This window comes from Sphingobacterium sp. NGMCC 1.201703 (assembly GCF_047784615.1).
In the GTDB taxonomy this organism is placed as follows: Bacteria; Bacteroidota; Bacteroidia; order Sphingobacteriales; family Sphingobacteriaceae; genus Sphingobacterium.
In genome coordinates this window covers 263649-277257 of record NZ_JBLOHD010000002.1, presented here as the reverse complement: position 1 = coordinate 277257, position 13609 = coordinate 263649, and the positions used below count along the sequence as shown (strand labels likewise).

The window sequence follows — 13609 nt, the reverse complement described above, 5'->3', positions numbered from 1 at the left end:
CAATAGAATAATTGATAAGATTATTCATTATAGTCTTGCCCTATATTGCTGAGGTGACAGTCCAAAATATTCTTTGAATAGATTGGAAAAGTTAGGTACGCTTTCATACCCAATTTGATAGACAATTTCAGCGATATGCATATCCTTATTTTCCAATAATTGAAGTGCTTTTAGAAGGCGATGCTGTTTTATAAACTGGAATATGGTGATCTGCATTTCTTCCTTAAACTGTCTGAAAAGTGTTCGCTCCGATAGAAAAAATTTAGCGCTAATCTCAGCGATTGACAATTTATTGTCGAGGTGTTGGAGGATATACGTGCTCACCCGGATCATCAATTCACTTTTTGCTGGCGTGATTTGTAAAAGGATCGGTTTTGCCAATAGTATGGGGAGCATAGCCTTTAAGGCCTCCAAGGTAGCTATTGTCAACGTGTCGTGATCTTTCAGCGTCCAATGCCGCTGGCCAAAAATCAAAAAATGATTCAACAATTCATTTGATGGATACACTTTAACTTCCTCGTGCATATTGTTCATATCCAAAAAAATGGTTTTTAGTGAGAGTTGCTGAGAACGGGAAATGAGTTTGTGCGGGACATGTGCTGGGATATATACAAAGAAAGTACTAGGTACACAGAAACTGGCTTTTTCGGTATAGATAAAGAGGGTACCATTTGTTGGGCTAAGTACCTGTACTTGTTCATGAGCATGCATTGCTGTGTTGAATTGTCCATAGTTGCGTAAGTCAATTGTGCCATCGCGAAAGTTCTTGGCACATTGAACGAAGGGAATGGTGGATTTTGGCATTATTGAATAACAATTGTTTTATTTTCAAATATATTAAATTCTGTAGTTCCGGTACTTTTGAGCTATAAAAATAAGTTTGGATATGAAACAAGTTAAGATTTTCGACACTACTTTACGCGACGGAGAGCAGGGGCCGGGCTGCCAGTTGACACTGAATGATAAATTACAAATTGCTGAAAAACTCGATGCGATGGGAGTAGATGTGATAGAGGCAGGGTTTCCAATAAGTTCGCCCGGAGATTTTAAGGCAGTGACAGAGGTTTGTAAACTGGTGAAAAAGGCAACAGTCTGTGCATTAGCCAGGGCCAATAGGAAAGATATCGAACAGGCCTCTTCGGCCTTGCGTAAGGCAAAGGTGGCACGGATTCAGCTCGGAATTGGAACATCTGACATTCATATTAAACATAAATTTAATACCACACGCGAGGTCATCTTGGCCAAAGCTTATGAAATGGTGGCTTATGCTTCGGATAAATGTGATGAAGTACAATTTTTTGCCGAAGATGCTGGCCGCGCAGACAATGATTTTTTGGTTCAAATGACCGATACGGTGATTGAAGCGGGTGCGAAGGTGGTGAATCTCCCTGATACCAATGGCTTTTGTACACCCTTTGAGTACTTTGAAAAAATAGCCTATGTGAACCAAAATAGAAGGGAAAAAGAGAACGCCATTCTTTCTGTCCACTGTCATAATGATTTAGGTATGGCTACAGCCAATAGTATTGCAGGGCTAATGGCAGGTGCGCTTCAGGTGGAAGGAACGATTAATGGTGTGGGCGAACGTGCTGGCAATGCTGCCCTGGAAGAAATTATTTTGACACTCATTGTAAAGGAAAATCTAGGGATTGCGACCGGAATTGATCCAAAATATATTGTGGAACTAAGTGGTATGGTCGAACGGGCGATGTCAAATCCTGTACAGGCCAATAAGGCCATTGTTGGGAAAAATGCTTTCGCGCATTCTTCCGGTATCCACCAGGATGGCGTGCTGAAAGACCGTAGAAACTATGAAATTATCGATCCCCGAATCATAGGGGGGAAGTTGCCTGAATTGTTTTTATCCGCAAGGAGTGGACGTGCAGCATTAAAAGACCGGTTAAAAAGTATGGAAATAGATTTTCCGGCTGAACATTTTGAAAATATCTATGACCGATTTCTTGTTTTGGCAGATCAGAAACGTTTTATTGAAGATAACGACCTCCGGAGTCTGGTTTAGTCGGGAGCACTAATTACAATTATATTTTAAAAAATCATGAATGAACATCCAAACTTAGTTTTAGTAAACAAATTTTTCAACGCATATTCGAGTAATTCAATCGATGTATTGCAGGATATATTCCATGCTGATGTAAAATGGCATATTCCCGGCAGACACCCTTTAAGTGGAATTAAAACCGGGGTTGGAGAGATTGTAGAATACCTCAACCAATTAGGCAGCTTTAACTTTAGAGCCGAAGGTGTAGTATTAGGGGTAAGTGATGATTATGTGATTGACTGTCACAGAAATTGGAGTGAATTACAAAATATAGACAACTTAAATAATTTATCTTGTTTATTATGGAAATTTGAAGAAGGAAAAATTAAAGAAGTGTTTAATTTTCCTCAGGATCAACACGTAGTTGACTCTTTTTTTAATGAAAATTTTACGGATAAATAGCTACTGAGTTACATACAGATAGAAAGTGGGAGATCGCCTTCCTCCGAAATAATATCTTTACAAGATCAAAGTGGATAAATTTATCCGCTTTGATCTTGTATAAATACTCTTCGCAGCAGGGAAACAAATATAAACTTCCGCAGAAAGATACATTAATTAAATTTGCACATAGTATATTCTCAAACAGGTTACTTGCAGCATAGTAGCTTAAAGGTAATGATTCTGTTAAAATATTACAGGGCTTTGAATGATCCAACATCACTGAAGTTAGGCACCTTAATTAGTTCGATCAAAGATTGGTTCGATCTCCATTAGATTTAGGCTGTGAAATTACTATGAATTTTAAATCATTGGCTGTTCTATTGAAAATTCTATGAATTTCATTTGGTTCAATATGAAATCCATTTCCCTCTTCTACGGAAAAGCATGGAATAATTTTTATATAGCATCTAGCTGTATAGAATTATGCTTTTGTTTGGCGCGGTCGTAGGCCTTGTCTAAAAGAATACATGCGTAGCCTACGTCCTGTTTATTTTGAAGGTAAAAGCTTATCCACCCAGAATTTTTAAATACATGATGGTCCTTAATTTTTCCTTCAGCCATTAACGAATTTTTTAGTTCTGTATTTAATAAGACATCCAATAAGCCATTACTATGTACATGAGCAAACTCTTTTTCCATATAATTAAACCCAATCCCACCATATTTATGTATTCCAATCGTAGTTCCGGGCATCTGCGTCACATTTTCTTCCAGATCATCAATCCAATCCAGTAATTCAGGTTTCGTTAAGAACATCCAAAATCTCATGAGACTATCAAATATAAGAGCGAATAAAGGGAGCTCCTTTAAAAAACCGACTCTTTTTACCACAAAAGAAAACATAGGCTATCTCTCGCTTAGTAATTTAATATGCTCCATTACTCTAAAATGGACATTTCTGGTGATACTTTCTGCCCATAGATCGTAGTACCAGGTAGGGAAGACATGAAGGTTATACCAACTGTTCCCAATGAGAGTAGTGGTACCGTTTCCATTGTCCTTTAATATAAATTCGCCCCTTTTTATATCTATATGACCCATAATTTCAGGGTCTTTGGGTTGATCAACGATATCAAAAATTAGGTTTTTATTGATATCAAATTTTACAATCTTCTCATCGAAGATATATCCATTGCTAAAAATACATTTTCGGTTTGCACCCAGTCTATGCTCACTTACCGTTGTGGCCATGGGGCTCGGCATCCCAATTTTAAAGAGCCAATAGTTTTCCTTTTGGGATATTGGATCGAAGGCGACCACGTGTTGCCATACCTCTTCTGGGCTTGCCTCAATCAATAGCTCATCAGAAACCATATTTTCGTGATGATGGTCGCTCAGGGAGTCAACAATGAAAATCCCAAGTAAAAGGCTTACAATGCTTATATTCAATTTTTGATTTCTCTTTTTAAACATAGCCCTTCCAATAAAGGCACCTGAGATGATAAAGCCAAAAATAAGAGGTGAAACAATCAGTAAACAAATAAAGCCCTCACCTAAGAAGAAAAAGCTCATTAAAATGGCGATAAGACCATTCAGGATAGAATATCCGGTTATTTGTTTTCCCCTTATCGCCATGTCTTTCCAAAACCAAGCCGTGATAATACCCATTAACATTGGAATAATCACAAATTCTGAAAAAACAAGTATACCAGTATCCTTAGGTGCCAATGAAGACTGGATACCAATAATTAGGAATGCGAAAATGTTGGCTATCAAAATTCCTTGAAGTATTTTGGAATTTAACACTTTAGATAAATTTTTATTCAAACTCATCCTATTTGATCGTTTATTTTGGTATACTATAAATGTAATTCTCTAATAAGAATTTCAATAAATGACTCGGCAAGCATCCTGAACCAATTGTTGCTTTGCATAATGGAAAGAGGCTAATTTCCATTGAATTTACCGGTTTTTATTTATAAATCAAATTTAGATAAGTCTCTTCCATTTAATGCATGGTCGCCTGTTGAAGTGACTTGGGATTTTGGAGAAGAAACAGTGGCCAATATATTTTTAGCATCTAGATTGATCGCAACATTTTTTATTTACTTAACTTTATATGAGTACGATTGACAAGGGGGCACTATAATGATGGAGAGTTACTTGATTATGTTTAACAATACGATTGAGTTCTTAAAAAAGAATAATCTAAAGTATGAATATATGAAATTTTCATCTGGTTCAATAATGCTAGATGTTTGGAATAATAAAAAATTCTACGTTTTTCAATTTGAACCTGATCGAATAGGTTTCTCAGAAGTTGATGAAAAGGTTGGCTTTGATACTATACCTGACAAAGTACTTTTGAATTCAGATCTGTTAAAACTTGTATTGACGAGTATTGTTTAAAACATTGTTTTTTTTGTATTGGAAGCTGTTATTCGTTTTTATAAGCATAGTAAGTTTATGAGAACAAAGTAAAATAGGGGACTTTGTATGCGAAAAATTTGTCAAGACCAAGCGCGGCGATCTGATGAAATTCGGCACTTTCCTCGATGCCGAAGGGCGCTTTTTTGATACCGTACACTTCCCACAAACACTGGTGAAATATCCGCTCCTTGGTGCGGGAATCCCCCCGTGAGTAAGGGTGTTTTTTACACGATATTTGTCTATGTTATCTGGATCACGGTAAAATATTTTACGAAGATCTGGGTTTTATATATTTAGAATTGGTTAACTTTGTTAGAGCTGAGGCAGAGTTAGATAATGATTTGGATCGTTGGCTTTATATACTCAAAAACATGTCCTCGCTAAAGGGACTTTCAAAATATCTGCGGAAGCCAATATTTGAAAAGTTATTTCAGTTAGCAGAGTATAGCAAACTAAAACCGGAGGAACGAGAGATGTACAACGCAAGTTTAAGGAATAAATGGGATGCCGAGAGTATCCGAAGTAGTCAGGAAGCGCAATTGAAACGAGCGCGCGAAAAAGCAATAGCAGAAGGAAGAGCAGAAGGAAAAGCTCAAGGAGAAGCTAAGGCAAAAGCTGAGGTAATAAAAAATCTTTTGTCTCTGGATAAGTTTTCGATTTCGGAAGTTGCCGAACTTGCGAACGTCACTGTAGAGTTTGTAAAGCTGATCGAGGCGGAGATAGCTAAAGGAAAATAAAACATATATCGATATAAGGTTTTACGGCCGCTTGGATACTGTCCAAGCGGCCTTTTTCTTTTTATAGGATAAGTCGGTATCTTAGCCCTATGCTGTATAAACCCTTTGAACAAGTCACCAAAAGTTCGTTTCGCGAGTTCGTAGTGTCCGTCTATACTGAGTTTTGCTGCAACATCGCTATGAAGCTTTTAACTGGAAGGGACTGCCGCAGCTGCTTACGACCATGATTCTGCCATAAAAAAACGGGCAAAATCACTACCATAATTAACCTCCAACGGCTCAAAGAACATCTATCTTTAAATTTTGGTGAAGCATCGATTAAGGAAGAAACCTCAGCCGGTAATTTAATTTGATTTCTAAAATAGCTCCATTCTCGGTTTACAGTAAGAAATATGAAAATTTGACAGCCAGTATGAAAAAATTCATCTTACCACAGATGGCATTTTTTTTAATATCCCTAATAACTGGTAGGGATGTGTTTATCCTTCCAATTATTTGCCATGATTTTAAAATATGATTATAGGAGGAATTTTGATTTAAAATTTTCGTAAATTTAGTAGTATAAAAACTACGCCATGAAAACCCCTATTTTTTACGCATTACGATGCTGTGCGCTCCTTAGTTTTCTATTCAGTTTTTGTTTATACGGCCAGAATAGTAAAACCTCTTCATCCAGTCAAACAGACGTATATATTGTTGGACGTTGGGATGACAGGAGTACAGGTCAGTCTTTCGCTGCTTATTTTAAAAATGGAAAACCTGTTGTTCTCAAAGATGGATTAGGTCCAACCCGGTTTTCGATTGCTTCCTCCGCAAGGGCTATTGCAGTAAACGACGGGGATGTCCATGTCGTTGGTTCTGCCCGCGATGCAAATGACAATGAAATTGCAACCTATTGGAAAAACGAAAAATTTGTGCCCCTACCGATTAAGCGGGATAATTCTGGAAACACTCAAACCGCATCAGCTCACGGAATTGGCGTGTCCAATGGTAACGTATATATACTTCCGTACCATCCGGGCCATCAGGTCGAGTATTATTACTTAAAAAACGGAGTGGAAACGAATTTTCCACAGAAAGTATATCGCCCGCAAGTATTTGACCTTATTAATTTTGTATCAGGTAGTGATATATATATTGCAATGGAAGGTCATGACGCAGGATACTGGAAGAACGGTGAAAAGGTGATTTTAGACAATACAATGAAAGGCCATGACAGGGTGCAGGTATCATCCATTTTTGTTTCTGGAAATGACGTATATGTATCAGGTTTTAAGTCGTATCCCTCAAAAAATGCAGATAATACCAACAAATCGATGGCTTTATACTGGAAAAATGGGCAGGAAGTTATTCTTTCAACCGGAACCGGGCGCTTCGGAAGCAGATCTACAAAATCAATATATGTATCTGGGAATGATGTATATGTTGCTGGTATGACCCAGGATGAAAATACAGGTGCCTCTCGGGCGGTATATTGGAAGAATGGTCAGGAGGTTGTATTGGCAGAAGGTCCAACCTTCACCCAAGCAGTGGCCATAGCAGTTTCCGGAAATGATGTGTACGTAGCCGGACAAAATTCCAATCGATACGTCTACTGGAAAAATGGGAAGGAGATTAACCTCCCGGATTGTAGCGATATTAGGGCGATAGCCTTATCATCTGGAAATAGTACTTCTTCCCAATCTCCGAAGAATAATACAGGAGCTACAAACACTACGAGTGTAGATCAAGCTGTTGATTTAATAAAAGCGAAGGAAAGTGCTGACCTATATCTGGCACAGATGCGAAAAATTCCGGGAATAATAGAAACTCAAAGCGGTTTATTATATCAAGTATTGAAGGAAGGAGCTGGGCCTAGAGTTACCTTTGATCAATTTATTGCTGCTGATTATAGAATAAGCTTCCACGATGGTATAGAAAGGCCTGGTTATACAGGAGGAGTAGGCGGTACAATGTCAGCAAGTAGTTTTCTAATTAAAGGGATGCAAGAAGCCGTGCAATTAATGCAGGCCGGAGGTATTTATAGGTTTATTGTTCCCTATGACTTGGCATATGGGAAAACAGGGAAGAAAACTATCCCACCTTATTCGGTATTTATATATGATGTAAAAGCCTTACAGATTAAATAATGGCCTATATTGGGCTAGGGTGTTGCGTATAACGGTCAAGGCTCTGGAAAATTAAAATTTTTTATCCTTAGCATTTTTTTTAAGAAAGTTATTTGTACCTTGAATTGTAAGTCCAAGATCTATATCTCATAGACCAAGTCAGGAACATCTACGTAAACAAAAGCTCTTGTAGGAGTTCCGGTTGTTTTAAAATCTTTGTCAATGGTATAAGCTTCCATTTCAGCAGCACTGATCTGATAGGTTGCCAATTCAGTAATGCGGTCTTCAGATAGATCCGGAACCATCATCCATTCCCACGCCAGCTCATCAGGCAGCATCGTAGGCATTCTGTTCTTTGAATTGTGGATCTGTCGCATAAGGGAATTTGCCTCGGTCGTAACTAGCGCAACTGTATCAACCATTTAGTCCCATGGTTTGCTTTCGTATCTTTAGCAACTTCAATAAAAGTGTCGAAAAGGTTAGTTGTATGTACTTTCATATCATTTATGCCTTATAATTGTATACGTCAATGTTATTAAATAGCTAACGATTTAGTAACAAAGTTATTTTAAATCTTTAGATAACTGGGAATTGAACTCAGCTTTCCAGATTTAATTTACAGCAAGTGGATTACAATACGAAATATTAAAGCAAGGAACTGGTCCCAAAGTATTGCTATCGGATAAAATTCAAGCTATTCACAAAAAAACTTTAATGTTTGGTAAGGAAATAAAAGAACAGGGAGGATATGGCTTTCCAACTATTTATGAAGTTCGAAATCTAATGCCAGGTTTGATCGAAGGATTAACCCTAATGAACCTCGGGAGTACTTATAGAATATATATTCCTGCCAAACTTATTAGTGCAGATGCAATAAAGAAGGGGGCAACCATAATTTTTGAAACCGAAATTCTCGGAATCTTAAAATAAAAGATGATTTATTCTATTTAAGTAAGGTAATCCCGTAACCATCCCATTTCACTTCATAGAGATAATCCTCAGTATCCAAGGGATCTTTTACCAGGGTACAAAGCATGGGGGCTTATATGGGCAGGCATCTTTTTCATCACAGGACTTTTCAGGTAAACATCAATCACATGCCTTTTGTTGACGAATATTAACTGTTTTGTTAATATGTCAAAACAATCAAACTGTATGTGTTGGCGCTTGTTCTATTCAAAAACGCTTTGTATGTCAGACAATAAAAATCAAAAGGCCGCAAGAGACCGCAATTAGGTCCGCCGTTGTCGAATCGTATGAAGTAGATTATATCGCAAAAGAACTTGGCGTATCGCGGCAGAAAGTCGAAGCGGCAATCGAGAAGGTCGGTAATAGCAGGGAAGAGATTTCTAAATATCTAAGAAATAATAAGAAATAATATGACAGATAGAACCACATTTACAGGAATCCCGGTGACCAATAGCGAGGGGATAGAAAAATATTTTGATTTCGAAGTTGGCAAGGAGGGAGAGAGCGGCGAATATGCTCGTATTACGATGGACGGCTGCCAGCTGATTTTAGATGAAGACCTGGCTTATATCAAAGGTGATCTGCCGGAGCAGTGGCATAAACCCGCCATTAGCAAATTGCTTTTTTTATTGGAGGTTGACCGTAACATGGATGACAATTGAAATAACGATAAATGAAAATAGCAACCTACAACCTCAATGGTATCAATGGGCGGCTAAACGTATTGCTTCGCTGGTTAAAGGAGGAGTCGCCGGATATCGTTTGTTTACAGGAACTAAAAGCACCGCAGGAACGCTTTCCCCTAAAGGTCATTAACGACGCGGGTTATAACGCGGTGTGGCATGGTCAGAAAAGCTGGAACGGTGTAGCTGTCCTTTCTAAATTCGAGATTACCGAAGTGACAAGGGAGCTACCTGGTGATAAGGAGGACAGCCATAGCCGCTACCTGGAAGTTATCATCAACCAACTTTTAATATGCTGTCTTTATCTGCCCAACGGCAACCCTTATCCCGGTCCTAAATTCGAGTATAAAATGGCCTGGATAAAGCGATTAATGAAACGGTCAAAAGCGCTTATAAAAATGGAAGTGCCTGCTATTCTTATTGGTGATTTCAATATTATCCCTACGGAACAGGATGTCTACAAGCCGGAAAAATATATAGAAGATGCCCTTTTTAGAATTGAAGTCCGAAAAGCGTTTAAACAGCTTATCGGCCAAGGGTGGCTCGATTCGATACGGACGCTTTTTAAAGATCAGCAGGTTTATACCTTTTGGGATTACTTTAGGAATGCATATGGTCGAAATGCCGGCCTCCGGCTGGATCATGTTCTTTTAAGCCCAACCGTTGCTCCGTTGCTATTGGAAGGCGGGATCGACCGACAGGTGCGGGGCTGGGAAAAAACCAGCGATCATGCGCCGGTCTGGATTAAATTGAAAGATAAAATATGAAGATTGTTGTTAGCAAGAAATCCAAAAATGAGCTGCTAAAGGAGGCACGATTGCAGGAACTTGAGGGTAAAACCGAAGATGCCATCAAAAGCTACAGCCAAGTCATAAGCAAAGACCCATTACAGGCCGGGGCATACAATCGCTTAATGATCCTTTATCGAAAGCTAAAAGATTATAAAAAAGAATTGGCAGTTATTAAGCAGGCCATCGGCGCATATGAAAAAGATATAAAGCACGATCAACAAACCTGGAAGAAGGCAAACCGTAAATCTGCCCGGCTCAGTCTCAGCCTGGCTAAATCAATGGGGCTTCTCAATGACAAGGGGCTCCCAGTTTATGAAGATCCGCAGATCCTGACATGGCGGAAACGGCACGAAACGGTTCAGAAAAAAATTAAAACTCCTCCAAAACCGCAAAAAAAGAAAGCTATAGCGCGTAGAAAGAAGTGAAACCTGGATTTCTACGATGATAGTTATTGAAAATAACTGTTTATGTTTCTTCCCTCTGCCTGTTAGAGGGAAACTCTTTGTTTTTTTTACCTCTTGTTTTTAGGATCGCCCGCTCTAGATCTGAAAGATAAGGCAAGTGAGTATACTTTTCGGTATCTCCCGTATACCGCTTACATACACCTTTTTTTCCTCAAATAGCCTCCTTAATCCCCATACCCATATCATTTAAATAAAAGAATATGGCAAATCAATCTCTAATCAAAGAGACGATGGATGCAATGCGCAATCTATGAACAACGTAAATCGATGGATTGAAGGGAAGCAATCTTATATATGAAAATGTTTTAAATAAAATAGCTTGAAACTAAAGGAAAAATGTTTTTGTATGGGAATAGTCTGCTTTCGTAGAGGAAAATGTGACGTTAATGGAATAACTTTTTATGTTTCTCCTTATGTTCTTATCTTGGTGGGTAAGTAATAACTGTTATAGTAAATTTAATTAAAAACGAACCTAAAGAGGTCTAATCTTTTATGAAAATATATCGAAGTATATTTGTTAATATTTCAAAACTCGGAGCAGCGCTAATTTTCTTAGGAACTTCCATTTTATCTTGTTCAAAAAATGAATCAACTACTCCTGAGCGGGGGGTACCAAAGCTCAATCAGAATGACAGTCTTGCTCTATTGGATATCTACGAAAGAATGGGTGGGCAGTATTGGAGCAAACAATATCAGTGGAATACAGATACTCCAGTAAGCAAATGGCGAGGAGTAAAGGTAGCACAGGAAGGCAACGAGTATCGTGTCGTGGAACTCTGGTTTTCTAATTTGCTAGAAATAGAGGGTAAGATCTCGCCAAAAATTGGAGATTTAGCATCATTAAAGGTGTTAGGCCTTACAGGTAGAAAATTAAAGGGAGAAATTCCTTCTGAAATCGGGCAGCTAAAAGATCTCCAACTACTAAGGATTTATACAACCGGACTTTCAGGTCCTTTACCAAAAGAGATTGGTAATCTAAAACAACTGAATAGTTTAGAAATTGATGAAAATCCGGACCTTATTGCTGGTCTGCCAAAAGAATTGGGAAATCTCGAAAACCTGAATTACTTGTACGTTGGCAACAGTGAAAATATTTCAGGAACATTGCACCCTGAATTTGGTAATTTAAAAAACCTTGAGAAATTTTATTTGAGAAACATTGGCTTAACGGGAAATTTGCCAAAAGAACTGGGGAAGTTGCAAAAATTAAAAGAATTAAGTTTCGTTGTAAATAAAATATCCGGAGTAATTCCAAAAGAGTTAGCTGCGTTAAATAATTGTGATGTTAATCTGGCTTCTAACCAATTGAGTGGGGATATTCCCGAAGAACTTGGTTCTAGTAGCAGCTATTTTGTGTTGTCAAAGAATAATCTAAAGGGCGTCATCCCCCAATCTCTCTTGAATAAATACATTAATAGAAATGATTTAAGTTCCATATGTCCACAAAATGTAGGCTATGGATTTTCCAATTGTCAGTTAAATATTTCAAAATAATCATTAAATCTTTATGAATCGTATTACGTATACTTTACTAGCCGTAAGTTTGCTTAGCTCTTGTCAGAAAAAATTTGAAATCTTAGATGGTGATTCCAAATCAATAATATCTAAGGCAAAGACTTCGAACCCGCAGTGTACCATCTACATTGGGTAAAAATGATAATTCACTTATAAAAGTGACTTTTAAATAATAGATTAAACACATTTATTTATACATTACATTAAAAGAGATAGAAAAGTTTTAATCATCTAACTAACTATAGAGAAATGGCCGAGTAAATTTTACTCGGTCATTTTTATTTTAGGTTGCTAGTTTTTTTCTTCTTTCTCTTATATACTTTTGAAAACTACTTTTAAGTACTATTGGATCTTTAGCATCAAATTCCTTCATACTTATTGCGTCAATAAGTAAAGTAAATTTGGCTATTGTAATAATTATATTATATATAGCGATAATTTGTAAGCGAGCAGTCTTTACATTGTGGGATAAAATTAAATTCTATATATTCGAGCTCACACTAATTGTTTTAATAATTATTATTTCATGATCGCTCCTCCTTCTGGATAATGCGCAAGATCTGAAATTTTAATTTATCGTAAATTTTATGATTGATTGTATTTTAATAGAAGATGAACCAATAGCGAAGCAAGGGATTGAGAAACATATCGGACAAATTCCTTTTTGTAATCTGAAAGCGAGTTTTAATCATGCGATGCCTGCATTGGCTTATCTTTTAGAAAACGAAGTCGATCTAGTGATATCAGATATTAATATGCCGGGGTTAAATGGTATAGATTTTTTGAAAGGTTTATCAAAGAAACCACATTTTATATTTATCACTGATAAAGTTGCACATGCAGCAGACATGTATGATCTTGAGGTCTTTGATTTTATCCGAAAACCCTATCGGTTTGACCGTTTAATGAGATCTCTACTTCGATATAAAGTAACCTTTTCAAAACAAAGGCTTGATGTTGACAAAGGTAGAAATACGTTTTATACGTTGAAAGATAAATATATGAATTATTTAATACCATATGATCAAATTCAATATATAGAAGGTGACCAGGAGTATATAAAGATTCAAACAATCGATAAAGAGCATCTAACAATCAATTCGTTGAAGAAAATGATCGATGTGCTTCCAACAAAGATGTTTATGCGTATTCACAAATCTTATATTGTAAATCTCAACTACATAAAAGCGGTGGCACATGACAAAGTCGTCATGAGGAATAACATAAAAGATCTTCCTTTGGGAAAGACGTATAAAGAAGCAGTCTTTAAAGAACTAAATTTACGTTGATCGCAGTATGTAATTGAGATACAAAATTGAAGAGTTTACCAACAGCTTCTTTACGTAGGTGTTGGTTGGACTAAAGTTCGTCTATCTTTTTTAATTATTGCCCAGCTTTTATTTGAAGGGGGCAAGATGCGAGGGAATTACACCTCTTATTTATATTTTGTTTGCTCATACAATAAGTCA

The 13609-nt window shown here is 37.3% G+C and carries 15 protein-coding genes; 11 read left to right on the top strand and 4 right to left on the bottom strand.

Translation table 11 applies throughout. The features are described 5' to 3' along the window. Positions 1 to 27: 27 nt before the first annotated feature. Complete coding sequence (locus ACK8HY_RS06495) at positions 28 to 804, bottom strand: helix-turn-helix domain-containing protein (protein ID WP_416133156.1); 777 nt, start codon at positions 802 to 804, stop codon at positions 28 to 30. A gap of 82 nt (positions 805 to 886) precedes the next feature. Between ACK8HY_RS06495 and ACK8HY_RS06490 the strand changes: the two genes are divergently transcribed. Together ACK8HY_RS06490 and ACK8HY_RS06485 are read left to right on the top strand one after the other, a co-directional pair. Next, positions 887 to 2020: a 2-isopropylmalate synthase gene (locus tag ACK8HY_RS06490; RefSeq protein ID WP_416133155.1), complete on the top strand. Its 1134-nt coding sequence runs from the start codon at positions 887 to 889 to the stop codon at positions 2018 to 2020. Positions 2021 to 2056: 36 nt separating this feature from the next. After that, positions 2057 to 2461, top strand: coding sequence for a nuclear transport factor 2 family protein (locus tag ACK8HY_RS06485; RefSeq protein ID WP_416133154.1), 405 nt, complete (start codon positions 2057 to 2059; stop codon positions 2459 to 2461). Between the two features lie 438 nt (positions 2462 to 2899). Here the strand turns inward: ACK8HY_RS06485 and ACK8HY_RS06480 are convergent, their stop codons facing one another. Together ACK8HY_RS06480 and ACK8HY_RS06475 are read right to left on the bottom strand one after the other, a co-directional pair. Next, complete coding sequence (locus ACK8HY_RS06480) at positions 2900 to 3271, bottom strand: luciferase family protein (protein ID WP_416133153.1); 372 nt, start codon at positions 3269 to 3271, stop codon at positions 2900 to 2902. A 78-nt stretch (positions 3272 to 3349) separates the two neighbouring features. Further along, on the bottom strand, positions 3350 to 4276 hold the full coding sequence (locus tag ACK8HY_RS06475) for a hypothetical protein (protein WP_416133152.1): 927 nt from the start codon (positions 4274 to 4276) through the stop codon (positions 3350 to 3352). Between the two features lie 830 nt (positions 4277 to 5106). Here ACK8HY_RS06475 and ACK8HY_RS06470 point away from each other — a divergent pair. Next, positions 5107 to 5610: a PD-(D/E)XK nuclease family transposase gene (locus ACK8HY_RS06470; protein ID WP_416133371.1), complete on the top strand. Its 504-nt coding sequence runs from the start codon at positions 5107 to 5109 to the stop codon at positions 5608 to 5610. 575 nt (positions 5611 to 6185) lie between these two features. Then, on the top strand, positions 6186 to 7739 hold the full coding sequence (locus tag ACK8HY_RS06465; protein WP_416133151.1) for an FKBP-type peptidyl-prolyl cis-trans isomerase: 1554 nt from the start codon (positions 6186 to 6188) through the stop codon (positions 7737 to 7739). 119 nt (positions 7740 to 7858) lie between these two features. On the opposite strand, the gene ACK8HY_RS06460 is transcribed toward ACK8HY_RS06465, so the two are convergent. After that, positions 7859 to 8140, bottom strand: coding sequence for an SOS response-associated peptidase family protein (locus ACK8HY_RS06460; RefSeq protein WP_416133150.1), 282 nt, complete (start codon positions 8138 to 8140; stop codon positions 7859 to 7861). Positions 8141 to 8432: 292 nt separating this feature from the next. Here ACK8HY_RS06460 and ACK8HY_RS06455 point away from each other — a divergent pair, with 292 nt between their 5' ends. From ACK8HY_RS06455 to ACK8HY_RS06425, 7 genes are all read left to right on the top strand, one after another. Further along, positions 8433 to 8648, top strand: a complete 216-nt coding sequence (locus tag ACK8HY_RS06455) for a hypothetical protein (RefSeq protein WP_416133149.1) — start codon at positions 8433 to 8435, stop codon at positions 8646 to 8648. Positions 8649 to 8844: 196 nt separating this feature from the next. After that, complete coding sequence (locus ACK8HY_RS06450; protein WP_416133148.1) at positions 8845 to 9096, top strand: DUF3606 domain-containing protein; 252 nt, start codon at positions 8845 to 8847, stop codon at positions 9094 to 9096. A gap of 1 nt (position 9097) precedes the next feature. Beyond that, positions 9098 to 9349 (top strand): hypothetical protein, encoded by a 252-nt coding sequence (locus ACK8HY_RS06445; protein WP_416133147.1) that lies wholly within the window; start codon positions 9098 to 9100, stop codon positions 9347 to 9349. 11 nt (positions 9350 to 9360) lie between these two features. Beyond that, a complete protein-coding gene (xth, locus tag ACK8HY_RS06440) occupies positions 9361 to 10137 on the top strand; it encodes an exodeoxyribonuclease III (protein WP_416133146.1) in 777 nt (258 codons plus the stop codon). Beyond that, positions 10134 to 10586 carry a tetratricopeptide repeat protein gene (locus ACK8HY_RS06435; RefSeq protein ID WP_416133145.1) on the top strand — a complete coding sequence of 151 codons (453 nt, stop codon included), beginning with the start codon at positions 10134 to 10136 and terminating at the stop codon, positions 10584 to 10586. Before xth ends, ACK8HY_RS06435 begins: the two co-directional genes overlap by 4 nt. A gap of 531 nt (positions 10587 to 11117) precedes the next feature. Further along, positions 11118 to 12119, top strand: a complete 1002-nt coding sequence (locus tag ACK8HY_RS06430) for a hypothetical protein (RefSeq protein WP_416133144.1) — start codon at positions 11118 to 11120, stop codon at positions 12117 to 12119. A 608-nt stretch (positions 12120 to 12727) separates the two neighbouring features. Beyond that, positions 12728 to 13429 carry a LytR/AlgR family response regulator transcription factor gene (locus tag ACK8HY_RS06425; protein ID WP_416133143.1) on the top strand — a complete coding sequence of 234 codons (702 nt, stop codon included), beginning with the start codon at positions 12728 to 12730 and terminating at the stop codon, positions 13427 to 13429. The last annotated feature ends 180 nt before the right edge of the window (positions 13430 to 13609 follow it).